Below are 12,919 nucleotides of genomic sequence, written 5' to 3' on the forward strand. Positions count from 1 at the left end.
GCGCGTTTCGTCTCGGTCGCTGGCGCTCCCTCGCTCAACGACCGGAACACTTCTCCCGGTCGCTGGCGCTCCCTCGCGCAACGACCGGAACACTTCTCCCGGTCGTTGAGCGAGCGAAGCGAGACGAAACGCCGCGAGCCGCGACCGGACACTCCACCGCCTGGTCAGCGCCCGGAGCCGAGCACCTCGTAGCAGCGCGCGAGGCGGTCGAGCCACCACTGGCGGCGGTCGGCGGATGCCGCATGCGCGTCGAGCAGCGCGGCGTCCGGCGTGACCCGGCCCACCGTCAGTGAGCCGTGGCGCGGGATCAGCGGCGGGTCTGCGACGTCGGCGGTGAAGAGTGACGCGGTCCCCAGGCCGCAGTCGTAGTCGAGCTGGGGGAGCGCTGCGGCAAGCGCCACGCCCATCGACAGCCCCACCGAGGTGTCCAGGGCGCTGGAGACGACGGCGGGAAGCCCCGCCTCCGCCACGATCTCGAGTGCGCGCCGCACGCCCCCGAGCGGCTGCGCCTTGATCACCAGCAGGTCGGCCGCGCCCGCGCGCGCCACCGCCAGCGGGTCGGCGGCCTTGCGCACGCTCTCGTCGGCGGCGATCGGGATGTCCATGTACTTGACGCGCCGTCGCAGCTCGGCGAGCTCGTCGACGGTCGCGCACGGCTGCTCGGCGTACTCGAGGTCGAACTCGGCGAGCGCGTGGAGCGCGCGCTCCGCCTCGTCGACGTTCCAGGCGCCGTTCGCGTCGATGCGCACGCGGCCCTCCGGACCCATCGCCTCGCGCACCGCGCGGACGCGGGCGACGTCGTCCGCGAGCAGCTGACCGGCCTCGGCGACCTTGACCTTCGCCGTACGGCAGCCGTCGAAGCGTGCGAGCACCGCGGGGACGTCTGCGGCGGCGACCGCCGGCACCGTGGCGTTGACGGCGATGAGCTCACGGCGGGCGGCGGGCCGCGGCATCCGTGAGTCTTCGATGGCCGCGGCGAGCCACGTCGATGCCTCCGCGTCGTCGTACTCGGGGAACGGCGAGAACTCCGCCCAGCCCTCGGGGCCTTCGAAGAGGAGCGCTTCGCGCACGTCGATGCCGCGGAACCTGGTCGCGAGCGGCAGCGACACCACGCGCGCCGTGTCGAGGAGCTCGTGCAGGGTAGGCCGGTTCGCGTCGTTGCTCACGTCCCCATCATGCCGCCCCGGCATCGACTCCTGCGAAAGCGGGTCGGTGCTCACGCCCGCACCAGCCGCCTGGCCTACGACTCCTGCGAAAAGTCGGGTCGGCGACGGCGACGCGCCGGTGACGGATGCTGCGGCGCGGCGTGTCACGCGCCGGGCCATGCTTTTGGCTGACGATACGCAATAACAATGTGCGCTTGACGATAGTGTGTGACACACAGTACAGTGTGACGCATGAGCGAATCCGACATCCTCGAGACGCACCTGCAGGAGCTGCGTCGCGGCACCATCGTGCTGGCCTGTCTGCGGCTGCTCGAATCGCCGGGGTACGGGTACGGCCTGCTCGAACAGCTGGGGGCGCACGGCTTTCCCACCGACGCGAACACGCTTTATCCGCTCCTCCGGCGTCTCGAGAAGCAGGGCCACCTCACGAGCGAGTGGAACACCGATGAGGCGAGGCCTCGCAAGTTCTACCGCACCAGCGCCGCGGGCAAGCGCCTCGCGACCGCACTCACCGACGATTTCCGCGCGATCGCCGCCGCGATCGACGCCCTTCCCCAGGAGGACTGACATGACCAGCACCATCACCCTCACCGACCGCTACGTCGACGCGGCGATGCGCACCGTTCCCGAGGACCAGCGCGACGACCTCGCCGCAGAGCTGCGCGCCTCGATCGACGACCAGGTCGATGCGCGCGTGGCCGAGGGCGAGCAGCGCGAGCAGGCCGAGCGCGCCGTCCTCGTCGAACTCGGCGATCCTGACATCCTCGCCGCGAAGTACACCGACCGGCAGCTGTACCTGATCGGGCCGCGGTACTACCTCGACTGGTGGCGGCTGACGAAGCTGCTGCTGTGGATCGTGATCCCCTTCGCAGGGCTCGGCATCGCGATCGCCCAGACGCTGTCGGGGGCCGACATCGGCGAGGTGATCGGCACGACCGTCGTCACCATGCTCAACGTCGCGATGCACGTCTTCTTCTGGACGATCCTGATCGTCGTGATCCTCGAGCGCAGCGGCGCCCGCATGCGCAAGCCCTACGGCGGATTCTGGAAGCCCGAGATGCTGCCCGAGCCGCGACAGAGCGGTGCGGGATTCGGCGACATGGTGGCCAGCCTGGTCTTCCTCGTCGTCGCGGCGGGGGCACTCCTGTGGGACCGGTTCATCGGTTTCGTCCCCACCGAGCCCGGGCTGTCCTTCTTCAACCCGGACCTCTGGCCGTGGGTCTACGCGGCGCTGTTCGTGCTCATGGCGCTCGAGGCCGCGCTGAGCGTCGCGGTGTACTTCCGAGGACGGTGGACGGTTCCGCTCGCGGTGGTCAACGCGGTGCTGGCGCTGGCGGTCGCGGTGCCCGCTCTGGTGCTTCTCGCACGGGGCCAGCTGCTGAATCCCGAGTGGTTCGCCACGATCATCCCGGGCGGCGAGGTCGGTGCGATCATGACCGTCGTCACCGGCTTCGTGATCGCGGGCATCGCGGCGTGGGACATCATCGACGTCGCGATCAAGGCACGGCGGGGTGGCGTCGCCCGTCGGTGACCGACAGAGGAAGGAGGGGAGGAGTGCGCCTCGCACCCCTCCCCTCCTTCTAGGCTGATGCCCATGCCTCTTCTCGACACACCCGTACGGCTCGGCGTGCAGCTGCAGCCCCAGCACGCTCCGTACTCCGCGTTCCGCGACGCCGTCCTGCGTCTCGAGGAGATGGGCGTCGACGTCCTCTTCAACTGGGACCACTTCTTCCCGCTGTCGGGCGACCCCGACGGCCTGCACTTCGAGTCGTGGACCATGCTCGCCGCCTGGGCGGAGCAGACCGAGCGGGTCGAGTTCGGGGCGCTGGTGAACTGCAACAGCTACCGCAACCCCGATCTGCAGGCCGACATGGCCCGCACCGTCGACCACATCTCGGCGAAGGACGGCGTGGGCCGCTTCATCTTCGCGACAGGCTCCGGCTGGTTCGCCCGCGACTACGAGGAGTACGGGTACGAGTTCGGCACCGCCGGTTCCCGGCTCGACGACCTCGCCGCCGGGCTCGAGCGGATCGAGGCCCGCTGGCAGAAGCTCAACCCGGCGCCCACCCGCGAGATCCCCGTCATGATCGGCGGCAAGGGCGAGCAGAAGACGCTGCGCCTCGTCGCCCGGCACGCCGACATCTGGCACAGCTTCGTGCGCCCCGACGAGCTGCCCCGCAAGCTCGACGTCATCGAGCGCTGGGCCGAGCGCGAGCAGCGCGACACCTCGGGCCTCGTCATCTCCAACGAGCTGCACCAGCGCGGCGAGGGGTTCGCCGACGAGCTGTACGACGCCGGTGTGCGCCTCTTCACGCTCGGCTTCCAGGGCCCCGACTGGGACTACGACCTCATCCGGTCGTGGCTGCGCTGGCGCGACTCGAAGAACGCCTGACCTGCCCGGATCCGCGAAAGGGTAGATTCCCGCACGCCTCCGGCTGGGGCCTGTGCGGCAATCCACCCTTTCGCGCTTCGGCGGACTCCGTCTCCGTCTCCGTCTCCGTCTCCGCGGAGCATGTCCCGATTTCTGCTGATCCTGCCGCTCCTTGTGACCGGTTTCGGGACATGAGGGCCATCGATCGGGACATGCCGACGGGGGCAGGGGCCGCGCATGGGCCCGGCAGGTCGTCGATAGCCGTCACGGACGGCGGCGGGGACGGATGCCGCGACTAAACTCGCGCGGGTGACCGCTGCCTCGACCGCTCCCCGCTTCGCCCTCGACATCGACGGCGTGCCGCGTCCGGAGCGCTCGCAGCAGCTGCTCGAGGGCGTACGCGAGCGGGTCGTGATCGCCGACGGGGCGATGGGCACGATGCTGCAGCGCTACGACCTCTCGATCGAGGGCGATTTCCAGGGCCTCGAGGGCTGCAACGAGATCCTCAACGTCTCGCGCCCGGATGTCGTCGCGGCGATCCACGACGCGTACCTCGAGGTCGGCGTCGACGCGGTCGAGACCAACACGTTCGGTGCGAACTGGTCGAACCTCGGCGACTACGGCATCGACGACCGCATCGCCGAGCTGGCCGCCGCAGGGGCGCGCATCGCGCGTGAGCGGGTCGAGGCGGCCGAGTCCGTCGACGGGCGCGTGCGCTGGGTGCTCGGCTCCATGGGCCCCGGCACGAAGCTCCCGAGCCTCGGCCACACGACGTACGACAACCTGAAGCAGACGTTCGCGCTGCAGGCCGAGGGACTCATCGACGGCGGCGCCGACGCGTTCCTCGTCGAGACCTCGCAGGATCTGCTGCAGACGAAGGCCGCCATCAACGGCTGCCGACAGGCGATCGTGAGCCGCGGCATCCGTCTGCCGATCTTCGTCGAGGTGACCGTCGAGACGACCGGCACCATGCTCATGGGGTCCGAGATCGGCGCGGCGCTGACCGCGATCGAGCCGCTCGGCGTCGACGCCATCGGCCTCAACTGCGCCACGGGCCCGACCGAGATGAGCGAGCACCTGCGGCACCTGTCGAAGTACGCCACCGTGCCCGTCGCGTGCATGCCGAACGCCGGGCTTCCCGTGCTCGGGGCGAACGGCGCGCACTACCCGCTGTCGCCCGCCGAGCTCGCGACGGCGCACGAGCAGTTCGTGCGCGAGTTCGGCCTGGGCCTCGTCGGCGGATGCTGCGGCACGACGCCCGAGCACCTCGCCGCGGTCGTCGAGCGGCTCAGCCCCTTCCGCGACGCCTCCCGGTCGTTGACCGAGCGAGGCACGCGGTCGTTGAGCGAGCTTGCGAGTCGAAACGCAGAGGCGAAACGCGCCGAAGCTCTCGCGGACGCCCGGGGCGTTTCGTCTCGCTCGTTCCTCGCTCGCTCAACGACCGACGACCCCGGCGTCGCGTCGCTGTATCAGCATGTGTCGTTCCAGCAGGATGCCTCGTACCTCGCGATCGGCGAGCGGACCAACGCGAACGGCTCGAAGGCGTTCCGCGAGGCAATGCTCGAGGAGCGGTGGGACGACTGCGTCGAGATCGCCCGCGACCAGATCCGCGTCGGCGCCCACCTGCTGGACGTCTGCACCGACTACGTCGGGCGCGACGGTGCCGCCGACATGCGCGAGGTCGTATCGCGCCTCGCGAGCGCCTCGACGCTGCCGCTCGTCATCGACTCGACCGAGCCGGCGGTCATCGCAGCGGGGCTCGAGCTGATCGGCGGACGCCCGGTCGTCAACTCCGTGAACTACGAGGACGGCGACGGCCCGACCTCGCGCTTCGGCCGCATCATGCCGCTCGTGAAGGAGCACGGCACCGCCGTCGTGGCGCTGACGATCGATGAGCACGGCCAGGCCCGCACCACCGAGGGCAAGGTGCAGATCGCCACGCGGCTCATCGATGAGCTCGTCGGCGAGTGGGGGCTGCGCGTCAGCGACATCATCGTCGACTGTCTGACGTTCCCGATCGCGACCGGCCAGGAGGAGACCCGCCGTGACGCCATCGAGACGATCGAGGCGATCCGGCAGATCACCGCGAAGTACCCGGGCATCAACACGACCCTGGGCGTCTCGAACGTGTCGTTCGGCCTGAACCCCGCCGCGCGGAGCGTGCTGAACTCGGCGTTCCTGCACGAGGCGGCCGAGGCCGGGCTCACTTCGGGCATCATCGACGCGGCGAAGATCGTTCCGCTCGCCTCGATCTCCGACGAGCAGCGCAAAGTGGCCCTCGACCTCGTGTGGGATCGCCGGGAGTACGACGCCGACGGCAACGTCACGTACGACCCGCTGGCACGGATGCTCGACCTCTTCGCCGGCGTCGACACCGCGGCGCTGCGCAACCAGCGCGCCGCCGAGCTGGCCGCGCTGCCGGTGGGCGAGCGGCTCGAGCGCCGCATCATCGACGGCGAGGGCAAGGGCCTCGAAGCCGATCTCGACCTCGCACGCGAGGGCGGCCTCGCCCCGCTGCAGATCATCAACGACCATCTGCTCGAGGGCATGAAGATCGTCGGCGAGCGGTTCGGCGCGGGCGAGATGCAGCTGCCGTTCGTGCTGCAGTCCGCCGAGGTGATGAAGACCGCGGTGGCTCTCCTCGAACCGCACATGGAGAAGTCGGATGCCTCGGGCAAGGGCCGCATCGTGCTCGCGACGGTCCGCGGCGACGTGCACGACATCGGCAAGAACCTCGTCGACATCATCCTCACCAACAACGGGTACGACGTCGTCAACCTCGGCATCAAGCAGCCGATCGGCGACATCATCGCCGCAGCCGAGGAGCACAACGCCGACGTCATCGGCATGTCGGGTCTGCTCGTGAAGTCGACGGTCGTCATGAAGGAGAACCTCGAGGAGCTCCGCTCCCGTGGCCTCGGCACCAAGTGGCCGGTGATCCTCGGCGGTGCGGCGCTCACGCGCGCGTACGTCGAGGACGACCTGGCGAGCCTCTTCGACGGCGAGGTGCGCTACGCCCGCGACGCCTTCGAGGGCTTGGCCCTCATGGAGCCGCTCGTGAAGATCGCGCGCGGCGCCGACCCGGCGTCGGTCGGGCTCCCCGCGCTGAAGAAGCGGCGCCATGCGGCCGGGTCGAAGCTCACACTCACCGAACCCGAGGCGATGCCTGGGCGATCGGACGTGGCATCCGACAACCCCGTGCCCGCGCCGCCGTTCTGGGGCACGCGCATCGTCCGCGGCATCGCGCTGCACGATTACGCCGCGTTCCTCGATGAGCGCGCGACCTTCATGGGCCAGTGGGGTCTGAAGCCCGGCCGCGGCGAGGACGGCGCGTCGTACGAGCAGCTCGTCGACACCGAGGGGCGTCCGCGGCTGCGCTACTGGCTCGACCGCATCCTCGGCGAGGGCATGCTCGACGCGTCGGTCGCGTACGGCTACTTCCCGGTCGTGTCGGAGGGCAACGACGTCATCGTGCTGCACCACGGCGACGACCCCGCCGGCGTGCTCGGCACCGCCGGCCTGCTCGCACCGGACGGCGGCAGCATCGATGGGCCCTCCGCAGGCTCCGGGCGTGGCGGGGAGCTCGGCACCGAGCGCCTGCGGTTCCACTTCCCGCGCCAGCGCCGCGACCGCCACCTGTGCCTCGCCGACTTCGTCCGGGCGCGCGAATCGGGCACCGTCGACGTGCTCCCGGTGCAGCTCGTCACGGCCGGCGCGCACATCGACTCCGTCACCGCGAAGCTGTTCGCCGAAGACAAGTACCGCGACTACTACGAGCTCAATGGGCTCGTGATGCAGCTGACCGAGGCGCTCGCCGAGTTCTGGCACGCCCGCATCCGCTCCGAGCTGGGCTTCTCGGGGGAGGACCCCGCCGAGACCGCGGGGCTGTTCAAGCTGGAGTACCGCGGCGCCCGCTTCTCACTCGGCTACCCGGCATGCCCCGACATGGAGGATCGCCGCAAGGTCGTCGAGCTCCTCCGGCCCGAGCGCATGGGCGTCGAGCTCAGCGAAGAGCTGCAGCTGCACCCTGAGCAGTCGACCGATGCCTTCGTCTTCCACCACCCCGAGGCGAAGTACTTCTCGGTCTGAGGGATGCCGCGGCCTGCGGCATCCGTCATCGCTCGGTCGTCAGTCCGAGGTGAGCTGGACCGTCACGTTCGCGGGTGGGAGTCCGTTCCACAGGGCCTCCGGGGAAGCCGTGAGGAACGACGTCAGCGCGAGCACTGCGGCCAGGAGCGGCACGGCCCACAGGGCCGTCGCCGCGATGCGAAGGGTGCGGTTGATCACCGCGGTGCGGGTGGCCTTCGCGGCGGACCCGAGGGCGATGACGAAGAGCAGAGCCATCACGAACCAGGTGAACGGCGACGGGTCGAGGGTCGCGTTGTAGCAGACGGGCTCGACCGAGTCATTCAGCGGCACGCAGCCGCCGCGCGAGGCCCGGGCGAACGTCCCGTACAGCACGGCCCACACCAGGCCCCGCCGCGCCAGGGACAGGATCTCGGGAACGTAGTGCCCGACCAGCGGCATGGCGGCGGGAGGACGGCTCACAGCGGTCGTCGATGTCATGGGGCCCTTCCACTTCAACTCTTCCGTCACCGTAGAGCCTCGACCCGCCGGTGCGCCACCGGCGCGGCAGGACCCGCAGAGCTCAGCGGCTTCGCACGTCGCAGGGCGGCGAGGATCGGCCGGCCCACCACGATCAGGCCGACGACGGTCGTGATGGCGCGGAGGGTGTCCCAGCTGAGCGTCGACGTGACGAGCGAGTACAGCAGGAAGCTCGAGAGGTTGACATCCAGCGGCGCGCCGCCGTCGTACGAGATGCCGGTGCCGGACCCCACGGCGAAGGGCCAGAACCACAGGTTCATGAGCAGGCCGAAGCTGTACGACGCGATGACACCGTAGAGGCAGAGCATGGCGATCTCGGTGATGCGCGACCGAGCCCACGCGCCCGCGGGCTCCGGGCGACGCTTCAGCGGCACCTGAAGGGGGCGTGTCGATCGTCCCGGGAGCAGTCCTGCCACCGCGCCCACCCAGGCGCAGGCGAACATCTGGAACGGCGTCCACGGTCCGAATGTGCCGGTGATGAGGGTGGACAGCGCGATGGTCGCCATGCCGAGCAGCATGCCGAAGCGGGCGCCGTACGCGCGCCCGGCGAGGATCAGCAGGATGAAGACCGCCTCGACGCCGCCGACGCCGGTGCCGGCGATGCGCACCGCGGCGCCGATCGCGGCGAGCGTGCCGAGGAGGGCGAGCATGTGCGCCGACCGCACCCTGCCGTCGAGCGTCGCGATCACGACGAGCGCGGCGAGCGGCGCCAGCGCCAAGGCCGCGATCGGCACCGCGGCGTAGGCCTGCTCGGGCACGGCCGTCGCGACGAGCGGCCAGCAGAACGCCGCGAGCGCGACGAGATTGGCGACGAGCAGGGGGAGCAGCGCACGCCGAGAGGTCCGCGGGGGCGAGAGGTGTTCGCGTCGAGCGGTGGTCGCGAGCACACCCGCCGGCCGGCCGTCGGGTGTGCGGGGTGCAGCGCTGAGGGGTGGCTCCGCCATGCCGCGGTCGGCCGACGTTCGAGGCGGCACGGAGTCCGGGCCGTGGGTCGCCGCGCCGTAGGCTGCGCGCGGCATACCGGCCGGCGCGGAGGCCGCCGGTGTGTTCAGCGCACCCGCGCGCATCAGAAGCACCCGGTCGGCGCTGCCGGCGATGTCGGGCTCATGCGAGGCCACGAGCACGGCAGTGCCCGCGTCGGCGCGGGTCACCAGCGCCGCCCACACCATCTCGCGCGCCGCAGGGTCGAGGCCCCGCGTCGGCTCGTCGACCAGCAGCACGGCGGGTGCGTCCGCGAGCTGGATGGCGATGGCGAGGCAGCGCCGCTCGCCGACGGAGAGATCACGCGGATGCCCCGCCAGCCGCGCCGCGAACTCACCGCTATCCGGGTCGAGGCCGAGAAAGCCGGCGAACCGGGCGGCGGTGGCATGCTCGCCGGCCGGAAGGCGTCGTCTCGCCGCGCGCGCGGTTCGGCCGGCGGGGGAGCCCTCGGAGTCGGGGCCGACGCCGCGGTCGGTGCGCCGGGCACGGCGAGCCGCTCGCGTGTCGGCGCGGCGGCACTCGGCCGCGACGCTGTCGAAGACGAACAGGTCGTCGGAGGCATCCGGCACCAGCGCCACGCGCCCGGACGACGTGACCCGCATCCCGCGATCGGGCAGGGCCAGCGCCGCGAGCAGGCTCGACTTGCCCGCGCCGTTGGGTCCGACGAGCGCGACGATCTCGCCCGCACGCAGATCGAGGTCGGCCGACGACACGGCCACCGTCCCGCGGTGGCTGACCGTGATGCCGCGGGCGCTGAGCACCGGCTCTGCGGAGCGCCGGGACTGCGCCGTCGACATGGACTGCGCCGTCCACGCGGCATCTCGGGATTCGAAGGGCCGGGCGGGCGTCCGCGGCGCGAACGACGAGTCGCGAACGCCGGCGCTGCGCTCCGAACCGGAAGCATTCCGCTCCGTGAGCGTCCTCGACCTTCCGCCGGCCGCTCCCACCGTCTGCACCACACCGTCGTCGATGCGCAGCACCGTGTCGGCGATCCCCGACAGCGTCGCCACCCGGTGCTCGGCGACGATGACGCACATGCCCGCCTCGTGCGCCAGGGCGTCGAGCAGATCCGCGATCCGCGCCCGCGCGTCGGTGTCGAGGTCGGCGAGCGGCTCGTCGACCAGCAGCAGGATCGGGTGCTCGACGATCGCGGCGGCGATCGCGACGAGTGTCGCCTCACCGGCCGACAGCCCGCGCGTGGGCCGGTCGAGGAGCCCTGTCACGCCGACTCGCGCCGCCACCTCGGCCACTCGGGCACCCACGATCACCGGCGCGACGCCGCGGAGTTCGAGCGCGAGCCCGATCTCGTCGCGCACGCGCTCGGTCGCGAACGCCTCACGCGGATGCTGCAGCACGACGCCCAGGCGCTGCGCGAGGTCGCGAGGGGGCACCCGGTCGCGCTCGTGTCCGACGACCCGCAGCGAGCCGGCGATCCGGCCGCCGTCGGTGTGGGTGTGCAGGCCCGCGATCGCGCGCAGCAGCGTGGACTTCCCCGACCCGGTCGCGCCCGACACCAGGGTCAGCGTGCCGGCATCGAGCACGAGCTCCGAGGGGAGACGGATGCCGCGGGCCATCGGCCCGATTCCGATCGCGACGTCGTGCGCCTCGACGGGTGCGAGGCAGTCGCCGTCGAGCACGCGTCCCGCGAACCCGCGCAGCTCGAGCGCCGCAGCGACGCCCCCGGCGCGCTCGAGCGTGCGCTCGAGCAGGGGGAGCAGCATCCGTGGTCCGCCGCGCTCGCCGCGCAGCCGCTGCGCGAACCGCACCGCGCGGGCGCCGTCGGCGAGGGAAGGGAGCGTCGCCCCGGCGATGGCGAGGGCGCGGGCGATGCCCCGGAGCGGACCACGGCGCGACGCCCGCGCGAACACGCGGTTGAGGTCGACGACGGCGTTCAGCGCCCCGAACGCGAGGATGCACAGGGCGATGGGGAGTGCACTGGCTGCGGCATCCGATAATCCGTCGACCGTGACCGGACCGAGCAGCACGACGTGCGCGAACGGCGCCGGCAGCCGCACGGCCGGCAGGTCCAGCAGGACCACGCCGTCGCCGTCGGCGCCGTGGAAGAGGACGCGGTATACGACCCGGGCCACCACGAACCCTGCGGCGAGGATCGCCGCGGCACGCAGAGGACCGGGTCGGAAGGTCATGTCAGGATGTCGGCGCGGCCGGCTCGCCGTTCAGCGTGTAGACCAGCGCGAGCGACTCGCCCGGCTGGAGTTCGAGGGTCAGGATGCCCTCCTGGGCGTAGTCCCACTCGCCACCCGCGGGCTTCAGCCAGAGCCCCCAGTAGGCGAAGGCGGGCGCCATCGACTCGCAGGTCTCGAAGTGCTCCGAGCCGTCTGGGGCGGGGATCGCGACGTCTTCGGCGGGCACGCCGTTCACGCGGCACACGACCTCGTCGCCGTACTCGTCGGTGCCCTCGGTCGACACGTTCACGAGCGTGAGGGCGTCGGCGGCGGCCAGGGCCTCGTCGGTGCCGATGCACCATTCCTCGCTGTCGCCGTCTTCGAGAGCCGACGCGTCGACCGCGACGGTGATCCCCGCGTCGTCGGCGCACGCGCTGTCGAGGATCGCGACGGTCTTCGTCTGCGTGGGCGTGGGGGTCGCGTCCGGGCTGCCGGTGCAGGCGACGAGGGCGAACAGCAGGGCAGCGGATGCCGCGGCAGCGGCGACGGTGCGGAGAGTCGGGGTCACCGATCCAGGGTAGTTGCGGGCGGAGTCGTCCGGTTGCCCGATGACGCTCGCGGACGGGCGGCTCTAGGCTGGCCGGGTGAGCGTTTCGGAACTGTTCGACGAGGACGAGTGGTCGCCGGCACCGGGCCAGGGCGAAAGCGACGGGCAGGCGGGCGGCTACACCGACATCACCTCCCATGTCTCGAAGGACGGGCGCATCGCCCGCATCGCCTTCCACCGTCCCGAGGTGCGCAACGCCTTCCGCCCGCACACCGTCGACGAGCTGTACCGCGCGCTCGACATCGCGCGGCAGGACCCGCGCATCGGTGTGGTGCTGCTGACCGGCAACGGGCCGAGCGCGAAGGACGGCGGCTGGGCGTTCTGCTCGGGCGGCGACCAGCGCATCCGCGGGCGCGACGGCTACAAGTACTCCGATGACGAGGCATCCGTTCCCGCCGAGGCATCCGCTCGAGCAGGTCGCCTGCACATCCTCGAGGTCCAGCGGCTGATCCGCTTCATGCCGAAGGTCGTCATCGCGGTCATTCCGGGCTGGGCGGCGGGCGGCGGCCACTCGCTGCACGTCGTGTGCGACCTGTCGATCGCGTCGGCCGAGCACGGCCGGTTCAAGCAGACCGACGCCGATGTCGGCTCGTTCGACGCCGGCTACGGCTCGGCGTACTTCGCGCGTCAGATCGGGCAGAAGTTCGCGCGCGAGGTGTTCTTCCTCGCCGAGGAGTACTCGGCGCAGCGCGCGTACGAGATGGGCGCCGTCAACCGCGTCGTGCCGCACGCCGAGCTCGAGCGCGAGGCTCTCGCCATGGCGCGGACCATCCTCACCAAGTCGCCGACTGCCGTCCGCATGCTGAAGTTCGCGTTCAACGCGGTCGACGACGGGATGGTCGGCCAGCAGGTGTTCGCCGGCGAGGCCACCCGCCTGGCCTACGGCACCGACGAGGCCGTCGAGGGCCGCGACGCCTTCCTCGAGAAGCGCGCCCCCGATTGGTCGCCCTACCCCTGGCACTTCTGATGCTGATCGCGATCTGCAGAACTCCACGCATCTCATTGCACCGCGCCCCGCTCGGCCCCACGTGGGCCCAGGCGAACCCTGATCCGTGGAGTTGTG

The 12,919-nt window shown here is 71.3% G+C and carries 9 protein-coding genes; 5 read left to right on the forward strand and 4 right to left on the reverse strand.

Features of this window, described 5'->3' with window-relative positions; genetic code table 11:
* Nucleotides 1–164 precede the first annotated feature (164 nt).
* Complete coding sequence (locus B2K11_RS11090; RefSeq protein WP_239525945.1) at nucleotides 165–1,166, reverse strand: o-succinylbenzoate synthase; 1,002 nt, start codon at nucleotides 1,164–1,166, stop codon at nucleotides 165–167.
* Between the two features lie 231 nt (nucleotides 1,167–1,397).
* On the opposite strand from B2K11_RS11090, the gene B2K11_RS11095 reads away from it, so the two are divergent.
* The 4 genes from B2K11_RS11095 (at nucleotide 1,398) to B2K11_RS11110 (ending at nucleotide 7,626) form a co-directional block, all read left to right on the forward strand.
* Nucleotides 1,398–1,733 carry a PadR family transcriptional regulator gene (locus B2K11_RS11095; RefSeq protein ID WP_163618333.1) on the forward strand — a complete coding sequence of 112 codons (336 nt, stop codon included), beginning with the start codon at nucleotides 1,398–1,400 and terminating at the stop codon, nucleotides 1,731–1,733.
* 1 nt (nucleotide 1,734) lies between these two features.
* Nucleotides 1,735–2,697, forward strand: coding sequence for a permease prefix domain 1-containing protein (locus tag B2K11_RS11100; protein ID WP_163618334.1), 963 nt, complete (start codon nucleotides 1,735–1,737; stop codon nucleotides 2,695–2,697).
* 63 nt (nucleotides 2,698–2,760) lie between these two features.
* Nucleotides 2,761–3,558: an LLM class F420-dependent oxidoreductase gene (locus tag B2K11_RS11105; RefSeq protein WP_163618335.1), complete on the forward strand. Its 798-nt coding sequence runs from the start codon at nucleotides 2,761–2,763 to the stop codon at nucleotides 3,556–3,558.
* A 288-nt stretch (nucleotides 3,559–3,846) separates the two neighbouring features.
* A complete protein-coding gene (locus B2K11_RS11110; protein ID WP_163618336.1) occupies nucleotides 3,847–7,626 on the forward strand; it encodes a homocysteine S-methyltransferase family protein in 3,780 nt (1,259 codons plus the stop codon).
* Between the two features lie 39 nt (nucleotides 7,627–7,665).
* Here the strand turns inward: B2K11_RS11110 and B2K11_RS11115 are convergent, their stop codons facing one another.
* Genes B2K11_RS11115 through B2K11_RS11125 form a run of 3 tightly spaced genes read right to left on the reverse strand, consistent with a single transcriptional unit; the run spans nucleotide 7,666 to nucleotide 11,817 of the window.
* On the reverse strand, nucleotides 7,666–8,103 hold the full coding sequence (locus tag B2K11_RS11115; RefSeq protein WP_163618337.1) for a hypothetical protein: 438 nt from the start codon (nucleotides 8,101–8,103) through the stop codon (nucleotides 7,666–7,668).
* 26 nt (nucleotides 8,104–8,129) lie between these two features.
* A complete protein-coding gene (locus tag B2K11_RS11120; protein WP_163618338.1) occupies nucleotides 8,130–11,270 on the reverse strand; it encodes an ATP-binding cassette domain-containing protein in 3,141 nt (1,046 codons plus the stop codon).
* A gap of 1 nt (nucleotide 11,271) precedes the next feature.
* Nucleotides 11,272–11,817, reverse strand: a complete 546-nt coding sequence (locus B2K11_RS11125; RefSeq protein ID WP_163618339.1) for a hypothetical protein — start codon at nucleotides 11,815–11,817, stop codon at nucleotides 11,272–11,274.
* 76 nt (nucleotides 11,818–11,893) lie between these two features.
* Here B2K11_RS11125 and B2K11_RS11130 point away from each other — a divergent pair, with 76 nt between their 5' ends.
* The gene (locus tag B2K11_RS11130) at nucleotides 11,894–12,823 is read left to right on the forward strand and encodes a 1,4-dihydroxy-2-naphthoyl-CoA synthase (protein ID WP_163618340.1); all 930 of its coding nucleotides are present in this window, start codon (nucleotides 11,894–11,896) and stop codon (nucleotides 12,821–12,823) included.
* Nucleotides 12,824–12,919 lie beyond the last annotated feature (96 nt).

The sequence above is a fragment of the Microbacterium sp. B35-30 genome (genome assembly GCF_010634855.1).
Classification (GTDB): Bacteria; Actinomycetota; Actinomycetes; order Actinomycetales; family Microbacteriaceae; genus Microbacterium.